The 25,191-nt window shown below is 67.7% G+C and carries 18 protein-coding genes, 3 tRNA genes and 2 pseudogenes; 16 read left to right on the top strand and 7 right to left on the bottom strand.

What is annotated here, in order from left to right; genetic code table 11:
- Positions 1-434 precede the first annotated feature (434 nt).
- Positions 435-2,270: a cation:proton antiporter domain-containing protein gene (locus ACODNG_RS08115; RefSeq protein ID WP_434523078.1), complete on the top strand. Its 1,836-nt coding sequence runs from the start codon at positions 435-437 to the stop codon at positions 2,268-2,270.
- Positions 2,271-3,115: 845 nt separating this feature from the next.
- Here the strand turns inward: ACODNG_RS08115 and ACODNG_RS08110 are convergent.
- A tRNA-Arg gene (locus tag ACODNG_RS08110) sits at positions 3,116-3,188 on the bottom strand.
- A gap of 246 nt (positions 3,189-3,434) precedes the next feature.
- Here ACODNG_RS08110 and ACODNG_RS08105 point away from each other — a divergent pair.
- The 3 genes from ACODNG_RS08105 (at position 3,435) to ACODNG_RS08095 (ending at position 6,447) form a co-directional block, all read left to right on the top strand.
- Complete coding sequence (locus ACODNG_RS08105; RefSeq protein WP_434520900.1) at positions 3,435-4,931, top strand: single-stranded DNA binding protein; 1,497 nt, start codon at positions 3,435-3,437, stop codon at positions 4,929-4,931.
- 79 nt (positions 4,932-5,010) lie between these two features.
- Positions 5,011-5,442: a histone family protein gene (locus ACODNG_RS08100; protein WP_210113632.1), complete on the top strand. Its 432-nt coding sequence runs from the start codon at positions 5,011-5,013 to the stop codon at positions 5,440-5,442.
- Positions 5,443-6,447, top strand: a complete 1,005-nt coding sequence (locus tag ACODNG_RS08095) for a histone deacetylase family protein (protein ID WP_434520899.1) — start codon at positions 5,443-5,445, stop codon at positions 6,445-6,447.
- 221 nt (positions 6,448-6,668) lie between these two features.
- On the opposite strand, the gene ACODNG_RS08090 is transcribed toward ACODNG_RS08095, so the two are convergent.
- A tRNA-Asp gene (locus tag ACODNG_RS08090) sits at positions 6,669-6,741 on the bottom strand.
- A 28-nt stretch (positions 6,742-6,769) separates the two neighbouring features.
- A tRNA-Asp gene (locus tag ACODNG_RS08085) sits at positions 6,770-6,842 on the bottom strand.
- 288 nt (positions 6,843-7,130) lie between these two features.
- Here ACODNG_RS08085 and ACODNG_RS08080 point away from each other — a divergent pair.
- From ACODNG_RS08080 to ACODNG_RS08040, 9 genes and pseudogenes are all read left to right on the top strand, one after another.
- Positions 7,131-7,361, top strand: a complete 231-nt coding sequence (locus tag ACODNG_RS08080) for a DNA-directed RNA polymerase subunit H (protein WP_210113634.1) — start codon at positions 7,131-7,133, stop codon at positions 7,359-7,361.
- Positions 7,358-8,923, top strand: a complete 1,566-nt coding sequence (locus tag ACODNG_RS08075; protein ID WP_008444332.1) for a DNA-directed RNA polymerase subunit B'' — start codon at positions 7,358-7,360, stop codon at positions 8,921-8,923. The genes ACODNG_RS08080 and ACODNG_RS08075 overlap by 4 nt, the downstream gene beginning before the upstream one ends.
- A gap of 1 nt (position 8,924) precedes the next feature.
- Positions 8,925-10,754 (top strand): DNA-directed RNA polymerase subunit B, encoded by a 1,830-nt coding sequence (gene rpoB, locus ACODNG_RS08070; protein WP_434520898.1) that lies wholly within the window; start codon positions 8,925-8,927, stop codon positions 10,752-10,754.
- A pseudogene (locus ACODNG_RS08065) lies at positions 10,755-13,691 on the top strand (DNA-directed RNA polymerase subunit A'). It begins immediately after the preceding gene.
- Positions 13,684-14,898, top strand: a complete 1,215-nt coding sequence (gene rpoA2, locus ACODNG_RS08060) for a DNA-directed RNA polymerase subunit A'' (protein ID WP_434520897.1) — start codon at positions 13,684-13,686, stop codon at positions 14,896-14,898. Before ACODNG_RS08065 ends, rpoA2 begins: the two are co-directional and overlap by 8 nt.
- Positions 14,898-15,317, top strand: coding sequence for a NusA-like transcription termination signal-binding factor (locus ACODNG_RS08055; RefSeq protein WP_434520896.1), 420 nt, complete (start codon positions 14,898-14,900; stop codon positions 15,315-15,317). The genes rpoA2 and ACODNG_RS08055 overlap by 1 nt, the downstream gene beginning before the upstream one ends.
- A 241-nt stretch (positions 15,318-15,558) precedes the next feature.
- Positions 15,559-15,987, top strand: a complete 429-nt coding sequence (locus ACODNG_RS08050) for a 30S ribosomal protein S12 (protein WP_004599087.1) — start codon at positions 15,559-15,561, stop codon at positions 15,985-15,987.
- Positions 15,984-16,637 carry a 30S ribosomal protein S7 gene (locus ACODNG_RS08045; protein WP_210113638.1) on the top strand — a complete coding sequence of 218 codons (654 nt, stop codon included), beginning with the start codon at positions 15,984-15,986 and terminating at the stop codon, positions 16,635-16,637. Before ACODNG_RS08050 ends, ACODNG_RS08045 begins: the two co-directional genes overlap by 4 nt.
- Before the next feature lie 156 nt (positions 16,638-16,793).
- Positions 16,794-18,101, top strand: coding sequence for a dicarboxylate/amino acid:cation symporter (locus ACODNG_RS08040; RefSeq protein ID WP_434520895.1), 1,308 nt, complete (start codon positions 16,794-16,796; stop codon positions 18,099-18,101).
- 53 nt (positions 18,102-18,154) lie between these two features.
- Here the strand turns inward: ACODNG_RS08040 and ACODNG_RS08035 are convergent.
- A pseudogene (locus ACODNG_RS08035) lies at positions 18,155-20,141 on the bottom strand (aconitate hydratase).
- Positions 20,142-20,416: 275 nt separating this feature from the next.
- Here ACODNG_RS08035 and ACODNG_RS08030 point away from each other — a divergent pair.
- Entirely contained in the window at positions 20,417-20,890 is a 474-nt protein-coding gene (locus ACODNG_RS08030) for a deoxyuridine 5'-triphosphate nucleotidohydrolase (protein WP_210113640.1), read from the top strand.
- Positions 20,891-21,204: 314 nt separating this feature from the next.
- Here ACODNG_RS08030 and ACODNG_RS08025 read toward each other — a convergent pair whose 3' ends face one another.
- From ACODNG_RS08025 to ACODNG_RS08015, 3 genes are all read right to left on the bottom strand, one after another.
- Complete coding sequence (locus tag ACODNG_RS08025) at positions 21,205-22,569, bottom strand: LLM class flavin-dependent oxidoreductase (RefSeq protein WP_434520894.1); 1,365 nt, start codon at positions 22,567-22,569, stop codon at positions 21,205-21,207.
- A gap of 122 nt (positions 22,570-22,691) precedes the next feature.
- Positions 22,692-23,099, bottom strand: a complete 408-nt coding sequence (locus ACODNG_RS08020) for a CBS domain-containing protein (RefSeq protein ID WP_434520893.1) — start codon at positions 23,097-23,099, stop codon at positions 22,692-22,694.
- 35 nt (positions 23,100-23,134) lie between these two features.
- A complete protein-coding gene (locus ACODNG_RS08015) occupies positions 23,135-24,091 on the bottom strand; it encodes a DUF5787 family protein (protein WP_434520892.1) in 957 nt (318 codons plus the stop codon).
- A gap of 77 nt (positions 24,092-24,168) precedes the next feature.
- Between ACODNG_RS08015 and ACODNG_RS08010 the strand changes: the two genes are divergently transcribed.
- A complete protein-coding gene (locus ACODNG_RS08010) occupies positions 24,169-24,552 on the top strand; it encodes a hypothetical protein (protein ID WP_434520891.1) in 384 nt (127 codons plus the stop codon).
- Positions 24,549-25,169 carry an NUDIX hydrolase gene (locus ACODNG_RS08005; RefSeq protein WP_434520890.1) on the top strand — a complete coding sequence of 207 codons (621 nt, stop codon included), beginning with the start codon at positions 24,549-24,551 and terminating at the stop codon, positions 25,167-25,169. The genes ACODNG_RS08010 and ACODNG_RS08005 overlap by 4 nt, the downstream gene beginning before the upstream one ends.
- The last annotated feature ends 22 nt before the right edge of the window (positions 25,170-25,191 follow it).

Below are 25,191 nucleotides of genomic sequence, written 5' to 3'. Positions count from 1 at the left end.
CGGGCGACGGAGCGGTGTCGGGGAACGTCCGAGGGAAGGCGGCGCTCGCTTCGGGCACGAGTCGGCCGTCTCCCGTCGGGGTCACGCGGCGAGGGTGCCGAGGAGAGCGGCGACCGGTCCGCGGACCCGTTTCCGGACGTTCCGGCGGGGGGCGAACGTCGGGATGGGGTCGCGGACGGTCATGGGTAACCACCCGGCGGTGGGGGACCGACCGGGCGCGTTCTCACCGAGCGACGGAACCGAATTAATAGTTCTCTGCGTGTGTGAATCAATATCACGGCCGGGCCGTCGCGTCGAGCCGGCCGGAGGAGTCGAGTCGGTCGAGTCGGTCGAGCCGATCGGGTCGACTATACAGTCCACGCGACCGATCCACCAGTACACTAAGGGGGGCGGAGGGCATACCGCCGGTAGACGTGTCCAGTAGCCTGCTGCCGGTGATCGCGGTGATTCTCGTGTCGGGGCTCGCGGTACAGCTACTCGCTCACCGCCTTCGGGTGCCGAGCGTCATCTTCTACCTCGCGATCGGGGTGGTGCTGGGTCCGGAGGTGCTGGGCCTCGTCACGCTGGAGACGTTCGGCGACGGGCTGGAGATCATCGTCGGACTCAGCGTCGCGATCATCGTCTTCGAGGGGGCGTTCGCGCTCCGGATCGACCGGATCCGGCGCGCGTCGACGGTGTCGCTCCGGCTGGTGACCGTCAGCGCGGTCGTGATGTTCCTCGGCACCGCGGCGGCGGTTCGCGTCTTCACGGACGGCACGTGGGAGGTCGCGCTGCTGATCGGGGCGCTGCTGGTGGCGACCGGCCCGACCGTCATCACCCCGATCCTCAACGTGGTCCGGGTGCGGGACCACGTCGCGACCGCACTGGAGACCGAGGGGATCGTCAACGACGTGACCGCCGCGATCGTCGCGGTCGTGATCTTCGAGACGCTGCTGCTCGACGACCTCGGCGTCCCCTCGACGGTGCTATCCTTCCTCCAGCGGTTCGGTGTCGGGATCGCCGCGGGCCTGCTCGCCACCGTCGTCATCTACGTGTTGCTGGACAGCGACCTCGTCCCCGAACGCGACGTGCAGGCGTCGCAGTTCCTCGTGCTGGCGGCCGCTATCGGGTCGTTCGCGGCTGCCGAGGCCGTCGCCGCGGAGGCGGGCATCGCGGCGGCCGCGACGAGCGGGATCCTCCTCGGCAACCTCGATCTGGACAACCGCGAGGAGATAGAGAAGTTCGCGCAGAACACGACTACGATCGTCCTATCCTTCGTGTTCATCTCGCTCGCCGCGCTGATCGATGTCGAGGCGATCGCCGCGCTCGGCGTCGGCGTGATCGCGATCGTGGCCGTTATCATGCTCGTCCTCCGGCCGCTGGGCGCGTTCATCGCGACCCTCGGCGTCGAGCGGTTCACCCGGCCCGAGCGGCTGTTCATCGCCAGCGTCGGGCCGCGGGGGATCATCCCGGCAAGCGTGGCGACGCTGTTCGCCATCGAGCTGGAGCTCGCCGGTAGCGTCGCGGCCGGCGAGCTGCTCGTCGGCACAGTGTTCGCGGTCATCTTCGCGACCGTCCTCGTCGAAGCGGGGTTCGCGCGACAGATCGGCGAGTTCCTCGGAGTGTCACCAATGCGCACGATAATCATCGGCGGGGGTCGGGTCGGCCAGGCGCTCGCCACACGACTGGAGAACAGGGGCGAGTACGTCGTCGTCGTCGAAGACGACCCGGATGTCGCCGAGCGCGCGCGCTCGGACGGGTTCACCGTCTACGAGGGCGACGGCAGCGACACGGAGGCGCTCCGCGGCGTCAACATCGAGGACGCCAAGCGGTTCATCACGACGACGGGCGACGACGACATCAACCTCCTCGCGTGTCAGCTCGCGATCACCAAGTTCGACGTCGAGTCCGTGTACTCCCGGGTGAATGACCCCGACAACGTCGACGCCTTCGACAGCATCGGCGTCACCGGTATCGACGCGTCGACGGCGACCGCGGTCGCCATCGACGACGAGATCGAGCGCCCAGCGCTCACCCACTGGATGAACGAGCTCGGCGACAGCCACGACGTTCAGGAGGTCGAGGTGACCTCCCAGAAGCTCGCTGGCAAGACGATCCGCGACCTCAACGCGCAGATCCCCGACGGCACCTTCGTCGCTGTCGTCAGCCGCGACGGCGAGAACCACGTCCCTTCGGCGGACAGCGTCCTCGAAATCGGCGACTACGTGACGTTCATCGGTGACACCGACGCGGTCCGCCGGGCGATGGACCGCTTCCACCCGCACGATTAAGAGGTAGAGTGAGTGGTTCGGTTCGTCCGCTGAGCAAGGGTACAGGGCGTCACACGGGCGATCGGAAGTTTATAAATAGTCGATTCTGGTTCGGTGACTTCCGCTCAATCTCCGACTACCCGATTATAAATAGCGAACTGAGGAACGGCGATGACAGCCGCATAACCTCCAGCCGCTCGCTTATAAATAGTTGACCACAAATCGATGGCCTACACAGCTAAATCCCCAGCCACTCGCTTATAAATAATCAACTACCGATCGGCGGCGGGCACCGCCAAAGCCCCAGCCGGCGAGGCGTGCGCAGGCGACGTAAGCACCGAACGAGGGAGCGACAGCGACCGAGTGAGGCGCGCAGCGAGCGTGCGCACGCCTCGCCGGCTGCCCCTTTGAGTCCCGTCCGACTGTAACCGCACCGCAGCCTCACGCCTCCCCAGCCTCGTCAGTCGCCTTCTCTTCGCTCCGGCGACTGACTCCCTCGCGCGTGCTCCTCGCGGCCGCCTTCGGCGGCCACTCGGAGGCACGCGCCACCGCCTTCCGAACCATAACTGACTGAGTATGTCGCGTAGGACCTACACACTGCTCGCAACCGTCGTGAGATTGTAATTATAGAACGTCCTGACGGAGTCTCACGCGAGCGAAGCGAGCGTGAGGCAAGTCAGGACGTGAACGCAGCGGCTGTCGAACGAAGTGAGACAGCCGCAAAGTGAACGTCCTGACGGAGATTTGAACTCGGAAAGACGGTCGGCCTCGCTTCGCTCGGCCGCTGCGACTTTCCTGCTCAAATCTCCGCGGAGTTTTCGAGGCACGCACGGCTCGCTACGCTCGCCGTTTGGTGCCTCGAAAAACGTCCTGACGGAGATTTGAACTCCGGTCCCTGGCTCCGCAAGCCAAGAGGATAGTCCACTACCCTACCAGGACTCATCTCTACGTATCGCGGTAGAACTTAAGACGGTTACGGTCCGGCGGCCGCGTGCCTGCGGTCCGCACGCACTCCGCGCGGGATGAACACCTTTTGTACCGATGGGACCCATGAACGCCTATGAGACGTCTTCGAGCCGCGAGCGCGACCCGGGTCGGTCGCCCGGCCGACCGGTCGGGATCCGGAACGAACTCCGGGCAACGGCAACGCTTATGCGCGAACTCTCCGACCACGGAGGTACGCGTATGGGAGCCATAGAGGAGGTGTACGACGAGCTCGACACCGACGTCGAGTTTGAGGAGTTCGAGGCCGCCGTCGAGGACAAAGTCGAACAGATGGGCGGGCTCGCCGACGAGGAGACCGCCGCGATGCTCATCGCGCACGAGCTGCGCGACGAGGAAGCCGACACCATCGCGGACATCGAACCGGGGATGAACGAGGTGAAGTTCCTCGGAAAGGTGACCGCCATCGGCGAGATTCGGACCTTCGAGCGCGACGACGAGGAGGCCGAGGAGGGCCGCGTCTGTAACGTCGACGTCGCCGACGCCTCCGGCTCCGTCCGGGTCGCGCTCTGGGACGACATGGCCGCGGCCGCCGAGGAGGAACTGGAAGTCGGGCAGGTGCTCCGCGTAATGGGTCGTCCCAAGGAGGGGTACAGCGGGCTGGAGGTGAGCGCGGACAAGGTCGAACCGGACGAGGACGCCGAGGTCGACGTCCAGGTGCTCGACACCTACCGCGTCGAGGATCTCACGCTCGGCGCGTCCGACGTCGACCTCGTCGGACAGGTACTCGACACCGACTCGATCCGGACGTTCGACCGCGACGACGGCAGCGAGGGGCGCGTGGCCAACCTCACGGTCGGCGACGAGACGGGACGCGTGCGGATCACGCTGTGGGACGACAAGGCGGACCTCGCCGAGGAGTTCGACGCCGGCGAGGTCGTCGAGGTCGGCGACGGCTACGTCCGCGAGCGCGACGGCGACCTGGAGCTTCACGTCGGCGACCGCGGCACCGTCGAGCGCGTCGACGACGACGTCGAGTACGTCCCGGAGACGACCGACATCGCCGACCTCGAGATCGGCCAGACCGTCGACATCGGCGGCGGCGTCATCGAAACCGACCCGGTGCGGACGTTCGACCGCGACGACGGCAGCGAGGGACAGGTCCGGAACGTCCGGATCAAAGACGAGACGGGGGAGATCCGTGTCGCGCTGTGGGGCGACAAGGCCGACCGCGAGATCGATCTGGCCGACCGCGTCGTCTTCACCGACGTCGAGATCCAGGACGGGTGGCAGGACGACCTGGAGGCGTCCGCGAACTGGCGCTCGACCGTCTCCGTCCTCGACGGGGAGAGCGAGGCGGCGGCCGGCGCCGCGAACGGGGCGTCGGGATCCGGTGCCGGCGGGAGCGGCGACGCCGATAGCGCCGACCGCGACGCGAGCGAGACCGGACTCGGCGCCTTCGCCGAGGACGGACAGAAGGCCGCCGCCGAGGCCGTCGCCGGCGAGTCCGACGACGACGGAAGCGGCGCGAGCGGCGGCGCCGCGGCCGCGACGACGGAACGGTCGAGCGAGGACGTCGAGTTCACCGGGACGGTGGTCCAGACGGGCGACCCGGTCGTGCTCGACGACGGTCAGCAGACGAGGACCGTCGACACCGACGCGAGCCTCCGGCTCGGCGAGGAGATAACCGTCCGCGGCCCGGAGCGCGACGGCACCATCGACGCGGACGACGTCTTCTGACGCGACCGGTCCTCGTCCGGATCCGGCGGCGGTGCGGGTAACGGAAAGCGTTATACGATACACGGACGCGTCTGTGTGTATGAGTGTCGAGTTGCCGTTCGCGCCGGTCGACGGGATCATCCGGCGGAACGCGGGGGAACTCCGCGTCAGCGCGGACGCCGCCGAGGAGCTGGCCCGACGGATCCAATCGCACGGCGCGGAACTGGCCGTCGACGCGGCCGAGCGGGCGACCGCGGACGGCCGGAAGACGCTGATGGCGGCGGACTTCGGCGTCGAACAGGTCGTCGCCCGGGAGGACCTCACGCTGCCGGTCGCGCCCATCGACCGGATCGCTCGGCTCCGTATCGACGACCGGTATCGCGTCGGCGTCGACGCGCGGATCGCGCTGGCCGATATTCTGGAGGACTACGCCAACAACGTCGCGAGCGCGGCCGCGACGCTGGCCCGCCACGCGGACCGACGAACCGTACAGGCCGAGGACATCGAGACGTACTTCGCGCTGTTCGAGTAGATGCGGTTCGGCTACAGCGAGCGGTGTCTCGAACACGACACCGGCGAGCGACATCCGGAGAACCCGGACCGCCTTCGCGCGATCCGCCGCGGGCTGGCGAAGCGGCACGGCGTCGAGTACGCCGAGGCGGACCCTGCGGTGAAGGCGGCGATCACGGCGGTCCACGACGCCGACTACGTCGACGAACTGGAGTCGTTCGTGGCCGACGGCGGCGGGAGCTGGGACCCCGACACCGTCGCCAGCGAGGGGACGTGGGAGGCGGCGCTCACCTCGGCCGGGCTCGCCCAGTGGGCGGCCCGCGAGGCGGTCAACGGGTTGACCGGGCGGCAGACGCCGTTCGCGATCGGTCGCCCGCCCGGCCACCACGCCGTCACCGGCGACGCGATGGGGTTCTGCTTTTTCAACAACGCCGCGGTCGCGGCCCAGACCGTCCTCGACGAGGACCTCGCGGACCGCGTCGCGGTCTTCGACTGGGACGTCCACCACGGGAACGGAACGCAGGACATCTTCTACGACCGCGACGACGTCCTCTACGCCTCGATCCACGAGGACGGCCTGTACCCGGACACGGGCGCCCTCGACGAGACCGGCGACGGGGACGGCGAGGGGACGACGGTGAACCTCCCGCTGGCGGCCGGCGCCGGAGACGCCGACTACCTGTACGCCGTCGACGAGGCAGTCGCGCCCGCGGTCGAGCGGTTCGATCCTGACCTGTTGCTCGTCTCCGCCGGCTTCGACGCGCACCGCCACGACCCCATTTCGCGGATGCGCGTCTCCTCGGAGGGGTACGCGCTGCTGACCGACCGGATCCGGTCGCTCGCGGACGACGTCGGGGCCGCCGACGCGTACGTCCTCGAAGGCGGCTACGGACTCGACACGCTCGCCGAAGGCGTCTCGATGGTCCACGAGACGTACGACGGCCGGACCCCCGTCGACACCGACGAGGAGCCGGACGAGAAAACGGAGACGCTCGTCGAGGATCTCCGGTCGGAACTGGGTCTGTAGCTCGGCAGGCGGACACCGTTTCTCGACGCCGGACTCACTCGTCGCTACCGCTCCTCGTTCGTTGTTGCGGCAGCGAAAGACGCCCGGAGCGGGATTTGAACCCGGAGGACTTCTCTCACTGCGTTCGCTCGTCCTCAGATTCAAATCCCTTCATCTGGGTTCGTCGACGCCGGACTCGCTCGTTGCTATCGCTCCTCGCTCGTAGTCGGCGTCGACAGGAACGCCCGGAGCGGGATTTGAACCCGCGTCACGACCGTGACAGGGTCGTATGATGGGCCACTACACCATCCGGGCAAACAGCGACTGCCCCCGAAACGGGGGACGCCCGGAGCGGGATTTGAACCCGCGTCACGACCGTGACAGGGTCGTATGATGGGCCACTACACCATCCGGGCTTGTCGCATCAGTTCGTACCCCTGTCTGGCAAATAAGGCTTGTCATCCCCGACGAGGGTGCGGGTCCGTGACAGGAAATTTCGGCTTCTGGGCGGCGCCGACGAGGGGGTCGGCGGGCCGCGTCGCTGGTCTCGTCCGGTATCCTTTTGTGGGAACCTCGCGTGTGTGGGAGTGTCGAACGCCCCCGACTCGTGAGCCGCGCGCGGCGACGCTTGGTAAGTCTTATGCCGCTGGCGTATATACGTATCTGTAGTATCTCGTGATAGCTTCTCCCCACCACCAGCACCCATGGTAGACGTAAGCCAACACGAACTCGTCCCGGACCACGTGCTCCTCGACGACCCCGAGGATGTCGAGTCGGTCCTGGCGGAGTACGACGTGAAGAAGACTGACTTACCGAAGATCAAACGCACGGATCCCGCGCTCCCCGACGAGGCCGAAGTCGGCGACGTGGTGAAGATCGTTCGAAACTCCCGCACGACCGACGAGGCGGTCGTGTACCGACTGGTCGTCTCATGAATAGGCAAGACCGACGCGTGGTTTCACGCGAATACTTCTCAGACGAACGGCTCGCCGAACACCACTTCCGCTCGTTCAACAACTTCCTGGACCGCGGCATGCAGGAGGTCGTCGACGAGAAGGAGACGATCGAGACGGACATCGGCGACAAGGAGGGGCAGGAGCCGGTGTACGTCGAGCTCGGCGACGTGCGGATGGTCACTCCGCGTGTCCGCGAGGCCGACGGCTCCGAGGAGCTGCTGTACCCCCAGGAGGCGCGGCTTCGCAACATCACCTACTCGGCGCCCGTGTTCATGGAGATGTCCATCGTGCGCGGCGGCGAAGACGAGCCGGAGCAGGTCGTCGACACGACCGAGACCAAGGTCGGCCGGATGCCGATCATGGTCGGCTCGAACAAGTGTAACATGGCGGGCTTCTCCGACGAGGAGCTCATCGACATCGGCGAGGACCCCGTCGACCCCGGCGGCTACTTCATCGTCAACGGCTCCGAGCGCGTGCTGATGACCTCGGAAGACCTGGCGCCGAACAAGATTCTCGCCGAGTACGACTCGAAGTACGGCGACGAGATCCAGGTCGCGAAGACGTTCTCTCAGCGCCGCGGCTACCGCGCGCTGGTGCTCTGTGAGCGCAACCGCGAGGGACTGCTCGAAGTGTCGTTCCCTTCGGTTTCGGGTTCGATCGACTTCGTGACGCTGGTCCGCGCGCTCGGGCTGGAGTCGGACGAGGAGATCGTCCACCGCGTCTCGGACGACCCCGAGATAGTGAAGTTCATGCTGGAGAACTTAGAGGAGGCCGACGTCCAGACGACCGAGGGGGCGATCGAGACCCTCGGCGAGCGCGTCGCCTCCGGACAGGGGAAGAACTACCAGCTCAAGCGGGCGAACTACGTCATCGACCGCTACCTCCTCCCGCACCTCCACGAGGAGGGCGTCGACGAGGAGGACGTGCGGATCAACAAGGCGTACTACCTCTGCCGGATGGCCGAGGCGTGCTTCGAGCTCGCCTTGGATCGCCGGGAGGCCGACGACAAGGACCACTACGCGAACAAGCGCCTGAAGGTCTCCGGCGACCTGATGCGCGACCTGTTCCGCACCGCCTTGAACAAGCTGGCGCGCGACGTGAAGTACCAGCTCGAACGCGCCAACATGCGGAACCGGCAGCTCACCGTCAACACGGTCGTCCGCTCGGACGTGCTGACCGAGCGGCTCGAACACCCGATCGCGACCGGGAACTGGGTGGGCGGGCGCTCGGGCGTCTCGCAGCTCGTCGACCGGACGGACTACATGGGCGTGCTCTCGCACCTCCGTCGTCTGCGGTCGCCGCTGTCGCGGTCGCAGCCGCACTTCGAGGCGCGGGACCTTCACGCGACCCAGTGGGGTCGTATCTGTCCCTCCGAGACGCCGGAGGGACCGAACTGTGGGCTCGTGAAGAACTTCGCGCAGGCGATGGAGCTGTCACAGACGGTCGAGGACGAACAGGGGCTGAAACGAGAACTGGCGTCGATGGGTGTCGAGGGGATCCCCGGCATCGAGGGCGTCGAACGACAGACGGCGGACGACTAATATGGCACAAGCAGAACGCGAAGCGAAGGTGTACGTCAACGGGAGCCTCGTGGGTACCCACGAGAACCCCGACGAGCTTGCCGAACAAATCCGCGAGGCGCGCCGCCGCGGCGACGTGAGCGAGATGGTGAACGTCTCGGTGAAAGACCGGACCCGCGAGGTCATCGTCAACGCGGACGCGGGGCGGGCACGGCGCCCGCTCATCGTCGTCGAGAACGGCGAGCCGCTGCTGGGCGACGAGGAGATCGAGGCGCTCGAACGCGGCGATGTCGAGTTCGAAGACCTCGTCGAGCGCGGCTACGTCGAGTTCATCGACGCCGAGGAGGAGGAGGACATCCTCGTCGCCGTCGACGAGGAGGACGTGACCGACGACCACACGCACCTCGAGATCGACCCGCAGCTCGTCTTCGGTATCGGCGCGGGGATGATCCCGTACCCCGAGCACAACGCCAGCCCCCGGATTACGATGGGTGCGGGGATGATGAAGCAGTCGCTCGGACTCCCCTCCGCTAACTACCGCATCCGGCCGGACACGCGTCAGCACCTCCTTCACTACCCGCAGCTTGCGATGGTGAAGACGCAGACCTCCGACCAGATCAGCTTCGACAAGCGGCCGGCGGCGCAGAACTTCGTCGTCGCCGTGATGTCCTACGAGGGGTTCAACATCGAGGACGCGCTGGTGATGAACCAGGGCTCCGTCGACCGCGCGCTCACCCGCTCGCACTTCTTCCGGACGTACGAGGGCGAGGAGCGCCGCTACCCTGGCGGTCAGGAGGACCGCTTCGAGATTCCGGACCAGGATGTGCGCGGCGCGCGCGGTGAGGACGCGTACACGCACCTCGACGAGGACGGACTCGTCAACCCCGAGACGAAGGTGGACGAGTCCTCGGTGCTGCTCGGCAAGACCAGCCCGCCGCGCTTCCTCGAGGAGCCGGACGACATGGGCGGACTCTCCCCGCAGAAGCGCCGGGAGACCTCCGTGACGATGCGCTCGGGCGAGTCGGGCGTCGTCGACACCGTGACGCTGATGGAGGGCGAGGACGGCTCCAAGCTCTCGAAGGTGAAGGTGCGCGACCAGCGCGTCCCCGAACTGGGCGACAAGTTCGCGTCCCGACACGGCCAGAAGGGCGTCGTCGGCCACCTCGCGCCCCAGGAGGACATGCCGTTCACCGAGGAGGGAGTCGTCCCGGACCTCGTGATGAACCCGCACGCGCTGCCGTCCCGGATGACGGTCGGCCACGTGCTGGAGATGCTCGGCGGGAAGGTCGGCTCGCTGCGCGGCTCTCGGGTCGACGGCACGCCGTTCCAGGGCGAAGACGAGGAGGAGCTCCGGGGCGGACTGGAGGACCACGGCTTCAAGTCCTCCGGCAAGGAGGTCATGTACTCCGGCGTCACCGGCGAGAAGATCGACGCCGAGATCTTCGTCGGGACGATCTTCTACCACAAGCTGTACCACATGGTGTCGAACAAGCTCCACGCCCGCTCGCGCGGGCCGGTCCAGGTGCTCACGCGCCAGCCGACCGAGGGGCGCGCCCGCGAGGGCGGGCTGCGCGTCGGAGAGATGGAGCGCGACACGATCATCGGCCACGGCGCGTCGATGGTGCTCAACGAGCGGCTGCTGGAGTCCTCCGACGCCGAGACGGTCCACGTCTCCGCGGAGACCGGGCTGGTCGCCGTCGAGGACCGCGAACAGCGCCGCGTGTATGACCCGGTCACGGGCGACGAGGACGACATCCACGAGCTGGAGGTCAGCTACGCGTTCAAGCTGCTGCTCGACGAGATGATCGCCCTCGGCATCCGACCGAAACTCGAACTGGAGGACGCGATTTAGATGTCAATGCAAACACCGAAAGTGCTCGGCGGGATCGACTTCGGACTCATGGACCCGGAGACGTACCGGGACATGTCCGCGACGAAGGTGATCACGGCCGACACGTACGACGACGACGGCTATCCGATCGACATGGGGCTGATGGACCCGCGACTGGGCGTCATCGACCCCGGCCTGGAGTGTCGGACCTGCGGGTCTCACTCCGGCTCCTGTAACGGCCACTTCGGCCACATCGAGCTGGCGGCGCCCGTCATCCACGTGGGCTTCACGAAGCTCATCCGGCGACTGCTCCGCTCGACGTGCCGCGAGTGCGGGAAGCTCGCCCTCGACGAGGCGCAGCGCGACGAGTTCCGCGACCGCTACGAGCGGGCGAAGGAGCTCGGCGACGACGAGCACGACGTGTTGAAGGCCGCCGTCCGGCAGGCCCGGAAGGCGTCCACCTGCCCGTTCTGCGGCGAGCCGCAGGCGGACATCAAACACGAGAAGCCGACCACCTACTACGAGGTCCAGGACGTGCTCTCGGGCGACTACTCCGAGCGCATCGCGGCCGCGATGCCAGCCCGACGAGGAGGAGGACGACCCGGGCACCTCGCCCCAGGAGCTCGCCGAGGAGACCGACATCGCCCTCGATCGAGTCAACGAGATCATGGCCGGCGAGTTCCGCCCGCGCAAGGAGGACCGCCGTGCCATCGAGACGGCGCTCGACGTCGACCTCACCGAGGAGGACATGAACAAGCTGATGCCCTCGGACATCCGCGACTGGTTCGAGGACATCCCGGACGAGGACCTCGAAGTGCTCGGCATCGACTCCGAGCACTCCCGTCCGGAGTGGATGATCCTGACGGTGCTTCCCGTCCCGCCGGTCACCACGCGCCCCTCCATCACGCTCGACAACGGCCAGCGCTCCGAGGACGACCTCACGCACAAGCTGGTCGACATCATCCGGATCAACCAGCGGTTCATGGAGAACCGCGAGGCGGGCGCCCCGCAGTTGATCATCGAGGACCTCTGGGAGCTGCTCCAGTACCACGTCACCACGTTCGTCGACAACGAGATCAGCGGGACGCCGCCGGCGCGCCACCGCTCCGGCCGCCCCCTCAAGACCCTCAGCCAGCGGCTGAAGGGCAAGGAGGGACGCTTCCGCGGGTCGCTCTCCGGGAAGCGCGTCAACTTCTCCGCCCGGACCGTCATCTCGCCCGACCCGACGCTCTCGCTGAACGAGGTCGGCGTGCCGGACCGGGTCGCAATGGAGATGACCCAGACGCTCAACGTCACCGAGCGCAACGTCGAGGAGGCGCGGCAGTACGTCCGGAACGGGCCGGAGGCCCACCCCGGCGCCAACTACGTGCGCCGCCCCGACGGCCGCCGGCTGAAGGTGACTGAGAAGAACTGCGAGGAGCTCGCCGAGAAGGTTGAGCCGGACTGGGAGGTGAACCGCCACCTCGTGGACGGCGACATCGTGATCTTCAACCGGCAGCCCTCGCTCCACCGGATGTCCATCATGGCCCACGAGGTCGTGGTGATGCCGTACAAGACGTTCCGGCTCAACACCGTCGTCTGTCCGCCGTACAACGCCGACTTCGACGGCGACGAGATGAACATGCGACGCGCTCGCAAAACGAGGAGGCCCGCGCCGAGGCCCGCGTCCTCATGCGCGTCCAAGAGCAGATCCTCTCGCCCCGGTTCGGCGGGAACATCATCGGCGCGATTCAGGACCACATCTCCGGCACCTACCTGCTCACGCACTCGAACCCCGAGTTCACGGAGACGCAGGCGCTGGACCTGCTTCGCGCGACGCGCGTGGACGAGCTGCCAGAGGCCGACGGCGTCGACGACGACGGCCGCGAGTTCTGGACCGGCCGGACGCTGTTCTCGGAGCTGCTCCCCGACGACCTGGACCTCTCTTTCACCTCCTCGGCCGGCGACGACGTCGTCATCGAGGACGGTCAGCTGATCGAGGGAACCATCGACGAGGACGCGGTCGGCGCGTTCGGCGGCGAGGTCGTCGACACGCTCACGAAGGAGTACGGCGAGACGCGCTCGCGCGTGTTCATCAACGAGATCGCGTCGCTGGCGATGCGCGCGATCATGAACTTCGGGTTCTCGATCGGGATCGACGACGAGTCGATCCCGCCAGAGGCCGAAGAGCAGGTCGACGACGCGATCGAGAGCGCCTACGACCGCGTCCAGGAGCTAATTGCGACGTACGAGGCCGGCGAGCTGGAGTCGCTGCCCGGCCGCGGCGTCGACGAGACGCTGGAGATGAAGATCATGCAGACGCTCGGGAAGGCCCGCGACTCGGCCGGTGAGATCGCCGACCAGCACTTCGCCGACGACAACCCGGCGGTCGTGATGGCCCGCTCCGGCGCGCGTGGCTCGATGCTGAACCTGACGCAGATGGCCGGATCGGTCGGCCAGCAGGCGGTCCGCGGCGAGCGGATCAACCGCGGCTACGAGGACCGGACGCTCTCGCACTACCGGCCGAACGACCTCTCCTCGGAGGCGCACGGCTTCGTGGAGAACTCCTACCGCGGCGGGCTCACGCCCGAGGAGTTCTTCTTCCACGCGATGGGCGGCCGCGAGGGGCTGGTCGACACGGCGGTCCGGACCTCCAAGTCCGGCTACCTCCAGCGCCGGCTCATCAACGCGCTCTCCGAGCTGGAGGCGCAGTACGACGGCACGGTCCGGGACACCTCGGGTCGGATCATCCAGTTCGAGTTCGGCGAGGACGGCACCTCGCCGGTGAAGGTTTCCTCCGGCGAGGAGGACGGGATCGACGTCGACAACATCGTCGACCGCGTCGTCGACGCCGAGTTCGCGTCTAGCGAGGAGAAAGAGCGGTTCCTCGGCGAGCGCGAGCCGCCGACGAACCTCTCGGAGCACGCCGGTCCGGGGCTGAACAAGGCCGCCGAACTGGAGGTGGAGTCGGATGACTGAGTACGAGGGCGTCACCGACGACATGGAGGCGGTCGTGGAGGCGACCGAGCTTCCCCGCCGGCTCAAGACGAAGGTGTACGAGGCGCTCGACCGCAAGGCCGACGAGAGCGGTGAGGTCTCCATCGAGCAGGCGACCGACATCGTCGACGGCGTCGTGAACCGCTACGAGAAGACCCGGGTCGACCCCCTCGACCCGGTCGGGACCGTCTCGGCGCAGTCGATCGGCGAGCCGGGGACGCAGATGACGATGAACACGTTCCACTACGCCGGCGTCGCGGAGATCGACGTCACGCAGGGGCTGCCGCGGCTCATCGAGCTGGTGGACGCCCGGAAGACGCCGGACACGCCGATGATGACGGTCCACCTCGACGGAGAGTACGCGACCGACCGCGAGAAGGCCCACGAGGTCGTCTGGTCGATCGAGGCGACGCGCATCCTCGCGCTCGGGGACGTCTCGACCAACGTCGCGGACATGCTGGTCCGGATCGATCTGAACGACGACACCCTCTTGGAGCGGTGGCCGACCCACTCCGACCCGACGGAGGTCGCGGAGATCATCGCCGAGACGATCGAGGACGCGCTGGGCGTCGACGCTCGACAGGCCGGAACCGTAGTCGAGTTCGGGCCGAACGAGCCGAGCTACCGCGAGCTGCTCCAGCTCGTCGAGCGCCTGCGGGAGATCGTCTTCAAGGGGATCGAAGAGATCGAGCGCGTCGTCATCCGCAAAGAGGAGATCGACGGCGACGAGGAGTTCGTCCTCTACACCGAGGGGTCGGCGTTCGGCGACACCCTCGCGATCGAGGGCGTCGACGCCTCGCGGACGACCTGTAACAACATCCACGAGATCTACCGCAACCTCGGGGTCGAGGCGGCTCGCGAGACGATCATCGACGAGACGAAGAACACGCTCGAAGAGCAGGGGCTCGACGACGTGAACGTCCGGCACCTCATGCTCGTCGCCGACATCATGACGAACAACGGCGAGATCGAGTCCATCGGCCGGCACGGCATCTCCGGCAACAAGGACTCGGTGCTCGCACGCGCGGCGTTCGAGGTGACGGTCAACCACCTGCTCGACGCCGCGATCCACGGCGAGTACGACGAGCTGGACGGCGTCATCGAGAACGTCATCGCCGGCAAGCCCATCTCGATGGGGACCGGCGACGTCGATCTCCGGATGGGGTCACGCGTCGTGAGCGACGACTAATGTACGTCGAGCTCTCCGACGAGGCGCGGCGCTACATCGGTCGCTTCGACGAGCTGACCGGCGTCACGCCGACCGACTGCCTCGTGGAGAGCGAGCGACTCGTGTTCGTGGTCCCGGCCGGAGAGATGGCCGCCGCGATCGGTCAGGGCGGAGAGACCGTCGAAGAGGCGGAGCGCCGGCTCGGCAAGTCGGTCGATCTGGTCGAGGACGCGGACACGGCGGCGGGGTTCGTCGCGAGCGCGCTCTCGCCCGCGGCGGTCAACGCCGTGACGATCTCGGAGCAGAACGACCGCGTGGCTTACGTCGAGGTTCCCGAGGCGGACCGCGGCGTCGCCATCGGCGCGGACGGTGCGAACATCGAAACCGCCCGCCGACTCGCGGAGCGGCACTACGACGTCGACGACGTTCAGCTGACGTAGGGCGCGCCGTTCCGGCCTGCCCGCGACGATGCCGGGCGTTTCCGGGATCGAGTTGTCGGTGTGAACCGCGGGAACGACGACATCTCGCGGCGGCTTATCGGCTCAACGTTGTTTTACGCCTGTCGTTTGATCCACCGAAACGCCCTCAGATTCCCCAAGCGGTACCTCTCGACGGATCTGAGGGCGTTTCTCGACGGAGAAAGACGACGCTTAAGTAGCTCCGTTCGGAAGTAAGCGTACGATGGCGAACGGCAAGTACGCGGCCCGTAAGCTCAAAAAGGACCGGCAGAAGCGCCGCTGGTCCGACTCCGAGTACGCTCGGCGCGAGCGCGGGCTCAAAAAGAAGTCCGACCCCCTGGAGGGTGCCCCGCAGGCGCGCGGCATCGTCCTGGAAAAGGTCGGCATCGAGGCAAAGCAGCCGAACTCGGCGATCCGAAAGTGCGTCCGGGTTCAGCTCATCAAAAACGGGAAGCAGGTCACCGCGTTCTGTCCCGGTGACGGCGCGATCTCGTTCATCGACGAGCACGACGAGGTCACGATCGCCGGGATCGGCGGCGCGAAGGGTCGCGCGATGGGCGACCTCTCCGGCGTCAACTACAAGGTCGAGAAGGTCAACGGCGTGTCGATGATCGAACTGGTTCGCGGTAACGCGGAGAAACCGGTCAGATGAGCGGTGAGGAGACCGAGGCGCCGTCCGAGGAGGACGTCGCCGCTGACGAGCCGGACCCGGACGCGCCCGCGTCCAGCGAGGCCGCAAACGAGAACGCCAAGCTGTTCGGCGTCTGGGATGTCACCGAGATCGCCTACGAGGACCCCTCGACGAAGCGATACATGACCGTGACGCCTATCGCGCACACGATGGGCCGCCACGCGTCCAAGCAGTTCAAGAAAAGCGAGATCTCGCTGGTCGAGCGCCTCATCAACCGTCTGATGCAGACGGACGAGAACACGGGCAAGAAACAGCAGGCGACGCGGATCGTCCGCGACGCCTTCGACATCATCCACGAGCGGACCGAGGAGAACCCGGCCCAGATTCTCGTGACGGCAGTCGAGAACGCCGCGCCCCGCGAGGAGACCGTCCGCCTGAAGTACGGCGGCATCTCCGTTCCGAAGGCGGTCGACGTCGCGCCCCAGCGCCGCGTCGATCAGGCGCTGCTTTTCATCTCTGACGGCGTCGCCAACGCGACGTACAAGTCGACGACCGCCGCCGCCGAGGCGCTCGCGAACGAGCTCACCACGGCCGCGGACTACGACGCCGAGCGCTCCTACTCCATCGCCCAGAAGGAGGAGCGCGAGCGCGTCGCCGCCGCCGCCCGCTAACGCCGACTTCGGGGACGGCGTCTTCTCTTTCCCCCGCGTCTCTTCCGACGGTTACCTCCGGGTGTCCTCCGTCCGTACCGACGGCGTCGTCGGTCACGGCGAACGTCGGGTGTGGTCGGTACCTACTTGACGCTCGTCTCCCGATTCCCTCCCGGAATGGCTAACGTAATCACGCGATCGTGGCAGCGGTATCGCGCGGTGCCGATCGTTTATCGGATCGGGGTAGCGTTCGTGCTCGGGTCGCTGTTCGGGCTCGCCGTGGGTCAGCCCGCGACCGCGCTCCAGCCGCTCGGCGACCTGTTTGTGAACCTGTTGAGCATGCTGATCGTGCCGATCGTTGTGTTCACGCTGCTGATGGGGGCGCGCCGGCTCTCGCCGAGTAACCTCGGGAAGATCGGCGGACAGGTGGTCGGGCTGTACGCGCTCACCTCAGCCGCGGCGGTCGGCTTCGGACTGCTGGTCGCGAACCTCATCGACCCGGGGGTCAACCTCGAACTGGGCGACGCAGAGGCGCAGACCGCGGAGGCGCCCGACATTGTCGAAGTCGTCCTGGGGATCGTCCCCGAGAACCCGATCGGTGCGATGGCGTCAGGCGACATCCTCCCGACCATCTTCTTCGTCATCGTGTTCGGCATCGCGTTGGCGCTCGTTGAGCAGTCGACCGACTCGCCCGACATCCGGAACGGCGTCGAGTCGTTCTACAACCTCGCGGAGGCCGGCGCCGAGGCGATGTTCAAGGTCGTCTGGGGCGTGATGGAGTACGGCGTGATCGGCGTGTTCGCGCTGATGGCGGCGGTGTTCGGCGAGGCCGGCGTGGACGCGATCGTCCCGTTCGCGCTGCTCATCGCGACGCTCGTCATCGCCGTCGTCGCACACATCGCGGTTGTCCATCTCGGTATCATCGTGCGCCTGCTCGCCGGACAGTCGCCGACCGCGTTCCTCACCGGCGGCCGCGACGCGCTCATCACCGCGCTGTCGATCCGCTCGTCGAGCGGGACGCTCCCGGTGACGATGGCGAACGCCGACGACAACTTCCACATCGACGAGGGGGTGTACAGCTTCTCGCTGCCGCTCGGCGCGACGATCAACATGGACGGCACCGCGCTGTATCAGGGCGTGGCCGCGGTCTTCGCCGCGAACCTCGTCGGGGTCCAGCTCTCCATCGCCGAACAGGTGACCGTCGTCCTCGTCGCGGTGCTGGCGAGCGTCGGCGCGGCCGGCGTGCCAGGGACCGGACTCATCATGCTGACGCTCGTGTTGACGCAGCTCGGGCTGCCGCTCGAAGTCGTCGGGTTCGTCGCCGGCGTCGACCCGATCTTAGACCGGCTGCGGACCATGACGAACATCAGCGGCGACCTCGCCGTGACGACGATCGTCGCGAAGTGGAACGACGCCGTCGACTTCACGCAGGGGGCGTGGGTCGGCGAGAGCGGTGACTCCGGCGTCGCCGCTGGCGACGATTGAAAAAACGGGAGAATCGGGTTCCGACCGAGCTGTCGGCGTCGTCGGTCGCGGCTTCAGTCGTCGGCCGGCGCCGCGCCGGAGCCGTCGTCCGCGTGCTGCTGTTTGACCCACGAGAGCTTGCCGCCGGCCGCGAGGATGTCGCGCTCGCGCTCGGAGGCGTCGAGGTCGGCGGTGAACTCCCACTCGCCGTTGACGCTCACGGTGAACTCCTCCTGCCCGGAGCGGACGCCCGCAGGCACGTCGTCGACGATTTCGAGGTCGTCGCCCTGGTCGATCTTCTCGTACGTCTCTTCGTCGATCGCCAGCGGGACGATCCCGAAGTTGAAGAGGTTCGCCTTGTGGATGCGGGCGAAGCTCTGCGCGAAGACAGCCTCGATGCCGAGGTACATCGGACAGAGAGCGGCATGCTCGCGCGAGGAGCCCTGGCCGTAGTTCTCGCCGGCCACGAGGACGCCGCCGTCGGCGGCGAGCGCGCGCTCGGCGAACGTGTCGTCGACGCGCGAGAGCGTGAACTCGGAGAGCTTCTCGATGTTCGAGCGGAACTTCAGGATGTCCGCCGTCGCCGGGATGATGTGGTCGGTGGTGATGTTGTCCTCCATCTTGAGGAGCGCCTCACCGCCGTCCACGTCGATGTCGTCTTTCAGCGGCACGTCGCCGATGTTCGGGCCCTTGACGAGACCGTCGTCGATCGCCTCGTCGGGCGAGATGATGTCGGAGTCGTCCTGGCCCATGCCGGGACCGTACTTCGTCCCCATCTCCAGGCCGGGCGCCTCGAGGTCGCCCAGCTCGTCCGCGAGGTCGCGCGGGTCGACGATCTCGCCGGTGATGGCCGCCGCGGTGGCGACCTCGGGCGAGCAGAGGAAGACGGAGTCGTCCTCGATGCCGGAGCGACCCTCGAAGTTGCGGTTGAAGGTGCGCAGCGAGACGGAGTCGGAGGCGGGCACGTGACCGATGCCGATACACGCGCCGCAGGTCGCCTCGGAGAAGTTGACGCCGGCCGCCATCATCTCCGCGGTCCAGCCCTCGCGGGCCAGCATCTCGGAGGCCTGCTTCGAGCCGGGCGCGACGATCATCTCGGTCTGCTTGGCGACCTCGCGGTCCTCAAGCATCTTCGCGCTGGGGAGGATGTCCTCGTAGGCGCCGTTCGTACAGGAGCCGACGATGACCTGCTCGACGTCGGTGCCCTCATACTCGCTGACGGGGGCGACGTTGTCGGGCATCGACGGCGCGGCCACGAGCGGCTCGAGCTCGCCGAGGTCGACCTCGATTGTCTCCGCGTACTCCGCGTCGTCGTCGGGCTGGAGGTCGACGTACTCCTCCTCGCGGTCCTGGCGCGCGAGCCAGTCTTTCGTCTTCTCGTCGGTCGCGAAGATCGAGGAGGTGGCGCCCAGCTCGGTGCCGAGGTTCGTGATCGTGGTGCGCTCGGGGATCGTCGAGCTTCTCGGCGCCGGGACCGGTGTACTCGAAGATCTTGCCGACGCCGCCCTTGACGGTCAGCTCGCCGAGCAGGTGGAGCGCCACGTCCTTCGCGGTCGCCCACTCGGGCAGCTCGCCCTCGAGGTGGACGTTGACGACCTCCGGCATCTCGACGTAGTAGGGACCGCCGCCCATCGCGACGGCGATGTCGAGACCGCCGGCGCCGATCGCGAGCTGGCCGAGTCCGCCGGGAGTCGGTGTGTGCGAGTCGGAGCCGAGCAGCGTCTTGCCGGGCGCTGCGAAGTTCTCCTTGTGGACCTGGTGGCAGATCCCGTTGCCGGGCCGGGAGAAGTACGCGCCGAACGTGCCGGCCGCGGAGCGGAGGAAGCGGTGGTCGTCGGTGTTCTTAAAGTCGAACTGGTACGTCTGGTGGTCGCAGTACTGCGCGGCCAGCTCCGTCTGAACCTCGTCGAGGTCGAGCGCCTCGAACTGGAGCCACACCATCGTCCCCGTCGTGTCCTGCGTCAGCACCTGGTCGATCTCGATGCCGATCTCCTCGCCGGGCGTCAGCTCGCCCTCGACGAGATGGTCATCGAGGATTTTCTCCGTAATCGTTTGTCCCATATCACCCGAAGATGGCTCTCCCGTGGATATAAAACCCGCGAGTTTCCCGAAGATCGACCGTGTTAGATCCCGCGCTCCGGCAACGTTCGCTTCGATCTCCGTGTGGTATCATTCACCGTGAAATACGTAGCCCTGCTGAGTGTTTTAGGTCATTAAATGTCTGAAGCGGTCGAATTCGGGTGTCTCGCCGGTCCCGGCGAGACCCGCCGCTTCGACCGCGATCGGCGCGCGGCGCGGGCGACACCGTTTAGGTTCGCCCGCGGTTCCGAACGCGTATGTTCGATTCCGGAGCCGCAGTCGCGGCGGCGCTCACCGCGGCCGGCGCCGACCTCGACGACGCGCAGCGACAGCCGAACGGCGTCGACCTCACCGTCGACGCGGTGTTCGAAGGGACCGAACCCGGACTCCTCGCGCGCGACGGGAAGCGCGTGGGCGAGCGCCGCGAGCTGGAGCCGGAGGACGGTCGCTACCGGCTCGACCGGGGAACGTACGTCGTGCGGTACGGCGAGCCGGTGCGGATCCCGGAGGGGCGGATCGGCTTCGTCCTCCCGCGCTCGACGCTGCTGCGGAACGCCTGTACCCTCGACACCGCCGTCTGGGACGCGGGCTACGAGGGCGTCGGCGAGGGGAGACTCGACGTGGGGAACGCGATCGAGATCGAACCGGGTGCCCGCATCGCCCAGCTGGTGCTCGCCGAGGCCGATCACGACGGGACGTACGAGGGCGAGTATCAGGGCGAGCGACTCTAATGGCTGACTTCCGCGCGCGACACGTCGACGCGGCGCTGTGCGAGCGAATCGCTCGGTAGGTAAAGGAACGAACGGCACGCCCGTGCCGGGAAAAGGTGGCACGAGCGTGTCGTTCTGTAGGTCCCCGCTGACGCTTCGGCCCTCCAAGCGAAGCGTCACCTGAAACAAACGGCGGTAGACACTTAAGCGTGCCGGGGGCGGCAGCGTTGTCGTATTAGACCGCGGAAATTCGTTCACAACAGTTCGCTAACACGGCCGACGAATCCCCCGACTGCGCCTCGGTCCCGGTCGCCGCGCGGAAGTTCGTCCTCGCGCTACTGCCGGGCGGGGTGATCCGCGCGGAGCCGCGACTGCCCCTCGCCGAGGAGTCGCTCGCGGAGCGTCTCCCCCGCGGGTTCGGCGTCGGTCTCGGGAACGAGGCCCCGTTCGCGCAGCTCCGGGACGACGAGGTCGACGAAGTCGACGAGCGAGTCGGGCCGGACGACCTCCTTGACGTTGAACCCGTGGACCCCGACCTCCTCGTGCCAGCGTTGTAGCTCGTCGGCGACCTGCTCCGGCGTGCCGACGATCTTCGGTGAGGTGGTGCCGAGACCGCAGAACTCCGCGACCTCGCGGACCGTCCACTCGCGGTCGGGCTGGGCCTTCGTGAACGCGTTCATCGTCCCTTGGATCGCGTCCGTCTCGATGTGTTCGACCTTCTGGTCGGGGTCGAGCTCGGAGAGGTCCATGTCGAGGAAGCCGGACAAAAGCGTGAGCGTCGCCTCGACGTCGACGTGGCGCTTGTACTCTTCGTACTTCGCCTCCGCGAGCGCCTCCGTCTCGCCGACGACCGGCACCACGCCGATGAAAAAGCGGAGGCTCTCGGGGTTGCGACCGGCGTCGGCCGCGCGCGACTTCACGTCCTCCATGTACTCGCGGACGCCCGTCTCGGTCGGCTGGCTGGCGAAGACGGCTTCGGCGTTGCGTGCGGCGAACGACCGCCCGTAGTCGGAGGAGCCGGCCTGGTAGACGACGGGGGTGCGCTGGGGCGACGGCTCGCAGCCGTGCGGGCCGGGCACCGAGAAGTGGTCGCCCTCGTGGTCGATCGCCGAGACCTTCTCCGGGTCCGTGTACCGGCCGGACTCGCGGTCGACCTCGACGGCGTCGTCCTCCCAGGAGTCCTCCCACAGCTTGTAACAGACGTCGAGGAACTCGTCGGCGCGCTCGTAGCGCGTCTCCTTGTCCATCTGCTCGTCGAGTCCGAGGTTCGCCGCAGCCGACTCCAGGTAGGAGGTGACCACGTTGATCGCGATCCGGCCGTCGGTGAGGTGATCGAGCGTCGAGAACTCCCGCGCGAGCTGGTAAGGGTGGTTGTACGTCGTCGAGCGCGTCACCGCGAAGCCGAGGTCGTCGGTGACCTCCGCCATCGCGGGGACGACGAGCTGCGGGTCGTTCGCCGGCGTCTGGACCGCCTTCTCGACGGCGACCTCGCGGTCGTCGCCGTACACGTCGTAGATACCGCGTACGTCCGCGAAGAACACGGCGTCGAAGCCGCCCCGCTCCGCCGTGCGCGCGACCTCGGTCCAGTACTCGCGGTCGGCGTAGTCGGCCGACCGGTCGCCGGGATACCGCCACGACCCGGGCGAGACGTGCTCGACCGAGCTCATGGTGAAGAGGTTGAGATGTAGGTGTTCGGACACGCCCCTCGCTACGCGCTCCGGGGTAATACGACCACAGGAAGTGGCGGCACTTGTCGCGGTCGCGGACGGTCGGCGAGCGGTGGCGGACGCGAGCGGCGACCCCGACCGGTCCCGCGAGCGCGCTACGCCGAGACCGACTCCGGCGAGGAGACGTACGCCGCGAAGTCGGAGGTGGTGATGATGCCGATCGGTTCGCCGCCGTCGACGACCGGTACGTGGTGGAAGCCGTGTTCGAGCATCGTCGCGGCGACCGCCGCGACGTCGTCCTGCGCGCTCGCCGTGATCGGGTCGGCGGTCATGTACCGCTCGACGGTCGTCTCGGCCTTCGGCTGGCTCTTCGCGACGATGTCGACGAAGTCGGTCGAGGTTAAGATTCCGACGAGCCTCCCGTCGTCGTCCACGACCAGCACCGAGCTGATGTCGTTCTCCAGCAGGACCGCGGCCGCGTCCTCGACCAGCGTGTCCGGCGTCACCGTGTGGAGGTCCGTCGACATCAGTCGCGCCACGAACACGTCTTCGATCTCGTCCATACCCGAAAACACCCGTCCTCGCCGTATAAGCGTTCTCACAGATACCGTGAGAGCCCGGACTGTCGGCGCGGCCCGCTTCCCTCGGGCGCCGCGACCCACGCCGTCCGCTCGTCTCGAAGTCCCTCTCGGTCCGCCTCCGGCGGGTCGGCCGGGTCGAAGGCGGGACAGCCGCTCCCGCACTCGCGGCCGGGATCGACCACGCGGTCGAACTGCGCGCAGCGGGGCCGCCCGTCGGCGGTCGCCTCCCCGTGCGCGCACGCCGGCGGCTCCGGACGCCACCCCTTCCCGTACGCGCGCTCGGCGATCCGCCGCCGCTTTCGCGCCTTCGACTCCGGGTCGACGAGCGCGACGTTCGTGCGAGAGGGGCGCTCCGCCCTGATCTCGACCCCCGGCGCCTCCGGGTTGAGCGGCGTCGGCTCGCGGACCACCTCGCGCTCGCCCGTCTCGGGATCGAACCGCCAGACGCCGACCGCCTCCGGGATCCGGTTGAGGTGCGCGCGGGTGACGTAGGAGGCGGTCGCGAGGACGACGCGGTCGAAGAGTCCGAGCGCGGCGTCGTACCGCAGCTGCGCCTCCAGATCGCCCGGCGTCCCGAGGTCGGGCTTGTTCTCGACGGCGACGAGGTCGCCGACCCAGTCGTCCGGGTAGCGCGCGGTCGCGCGCACGACCGGCCGCCCGTTCCGGCGCTCGCGTTCGAGGTAGCCGACCTCGACCGCGCGCTCAACGACCGCGGCGGCCCGGTCCGGCGGGAGGTTGAACGCGTCCGCGACGGGGACCGCCTCGCCCGGTCCGACGGCGGCCTCGATGGCCGGGTCGGGGATGCGCTCGGCGCTGATCGCGGCGCGGTCGTCGAAGCCGGGACCCGGAGTGAGCAGACAGACGTCGACGATGCGCGCCCCGGGGGTCTCGACGCCCGCGCCGAGCTGGCGGGCGACGACGCGGTCCGGGGATTCGAGCGCGGCGCAAAGCGCCAGCTCGAACCGGTACTCCATGCGGGAGCAAGGGACGCAGCGGGCTAAAGCGCGTCGGCGGTCGAAACCGGTATTCCCCGCCGCCCCCTACCGCGACCATGCGCCGGGTCACCCGGAATCTCTTCATTGCCATCGCCCTGGTCGTCGTCGCGCTGCTCGCGCTTGGCGCGCTCCCGAGCTATCTCGGGAGTGGCGACCCCTACTACCTCACCGTCGAACCGATCGAGACGAACGGCACCGCCGCCGACGTGAACAACGTCTCCGACCGGCGGTACCCGTATCTCATCGGCGCGATAGAGAGCGACGACGGGCGCTCCGAGGGGTACCAGACCGGCCCGTACGGGATGAAGGAGTGGTTCACGCACACGCCGTTCGACGAAGTCGACGCGCTCACCCAGCAGGTGCCGAACGCCTCGACGGAGACCGGCGTCAGGGTGCGTCGCGACGGCGAGGTGTACCACGCGGAGGTGGTCCGCCCGTGACCGATAAACAATCGGACCCCGACGCCCCGGCGGCCGACCTCCGCGACCTCCCCGCGTTCTCCGACGGCCGCAACCACTCGCTGCCCGGCGAGCCGGAGTGGCCGGTGAAAGAGGTCGTCGTCGAGTACGACGAGGGGTGGTTCGTCGGCGGCTACGACCGCGTCGAGCAGCCCGACGGGACGGAGAAGAAGTACTACTGGGCGGAGCTGTCGCCCGCGACGGTGATCGTCGCGGTCGCAGACGACCGGGTACTGTTCGTCGAGCAGTACCGTCCGACCGTGCGGAACACCCAGCTTGAGCTGCCGGCGGGGATCGTCGAGTCCGGCGAGTCCTACACCGAGGCGGGAGCGCGCGAACTCGCCGAGGAGACCGGCTTCGAGCCGTCCTCGACGTCGCTGCTCCAGGAGGTGTGGTGTTCGACGGGCGTGTTGCGCCACGAGCGCGGCTACGTGTTCGCGGAGGGGCTGGAGCCGGTCGACGTCGACCACGACAGTAACGAGTTCCTCGCTCCCCGGTCGGTCCCGATCGACGAGGCGCTGGAGGTCGCCCGCGAGCCGCCGACGAACGACGCGACGCTGGAGGGGTTGCTGTTGGCCAGAGCGGAAGGACTGCTGTAGAACCCGACGCGCGTCCAGTTCC

This window comes from Halorubrum sp. AS12 (assembly GCF_051122765.1).
GTDB classification, from domain to species: Archaea; Halobacteriota; Halobacteria; order Halobacteriales; family Haloferacaceae; genus Halorubrum; species Halorubrum trapanicum.
This window is presented reverse-complemented; position numbering and strand designations above follow the sequence as displayed.

Coding starts and splice junctions, on each gene's coding strand:
- ACODNG_RS08100 (WP_210113632.1), top strand. CDS start 5,011: ATGAGTGTCGAGTTGCCGTTCGCGCCGGTCGACGGGATCATCCGGCGG.
- ACODNG_RS08075 (WP_008444332.1), top strand. CDS start 7,358: ATGAATAGGCAAGACCGACGCGTGGTTTCACGCGAATACTTCTCAGAC.
- ACODNG_RS08080 (WP_210113634.1), top strand. CDS start 7,131: ATGGTAGACGTAAGCCAACACGAACTCGTCCCGGACCACGTGCTCCTC.
- ACODNG_RS08040 (WP_434520895.1), top strand. CDS start 16,794: ATGGCTAACGTAATCACGCGATCGTGGCAGCGGTATCGCGCGGTGCCG.
- rpoA2 (WP_434520897.1), top strand. CDS start 13,684: ATGACTGAGTACGAGGGCGTCACCGACGACATGGAGGCGGTCGTGGAG.
- ACODNG_RS08050 (WP_004599087.1), top strand. CDS start 15,559: ATGGCGAACGGCAAGTACGCGGCCCGTAAGCTCAAAAAGGACCGGCAG.
- ACODNG_RS08105 (WP_434520900.1), top strand. CDS start 3,435: ATGGGAGCCATAGAGGAGGTGTACGACGAGCTCGACACCGACGTCGAG.
- ACODNG_RS08045 (WP_210113638.1), top strand. CDS start 15,984: ATGAGCGGTGAGGAGACCGAGGCGCCGTCCGAGGAGGACGTCGCCGCT.
- ACODNG_RS08095 (WP_434520899.1), top strand. CDS start 5,443: ATGCGGTTCGGCTACAGCGAGCGGTGTCTCGAACACGACACCGGCGAG.
- ACODNG_RS08020 (WP_434520893.1), bottom strand. CDS start 23,099: ATGGACGAGATCGAAGACGTGTTCGTGGCGCGACTGATGTCGACGGAC.
- ACODNG_RS08055 (WP_434520896.1), top strand. CDS start 14,898: ATGTACGTCGAGCTCTCCGACGAGGCGCGGCGCTACATCGGTCGCTTC.
- ACODNG_RS08030 (WP_210113640.1), top strand. CDS start 20,417: ATGTTCGATTCCGGAGCCGCAGTCGCGGCGGCGCTCACCGCGGCCGGC.
- rpoB (WP_434520898.1), top strand. CDS start 8,925: ATGGCACAAGCAGAACGCGAAGCGAAGGTGTACGTCAACGGGAGCCTC.
- ACODNG_RS08015 (WP_434520892.1), bottom strand. CDS start 24,091: ATGGAGTACCGGTTCGAGCTGGCGCTTTGCGCCGCGCTCGAATCCCCG.
- ACODNG_RS08010 (WP_434520891.1), top strand. CDS start 24,169: ATGCGCCGGGTCACCCGGAATCTCTTCATTGCCATCGCCCTGGTCGTC.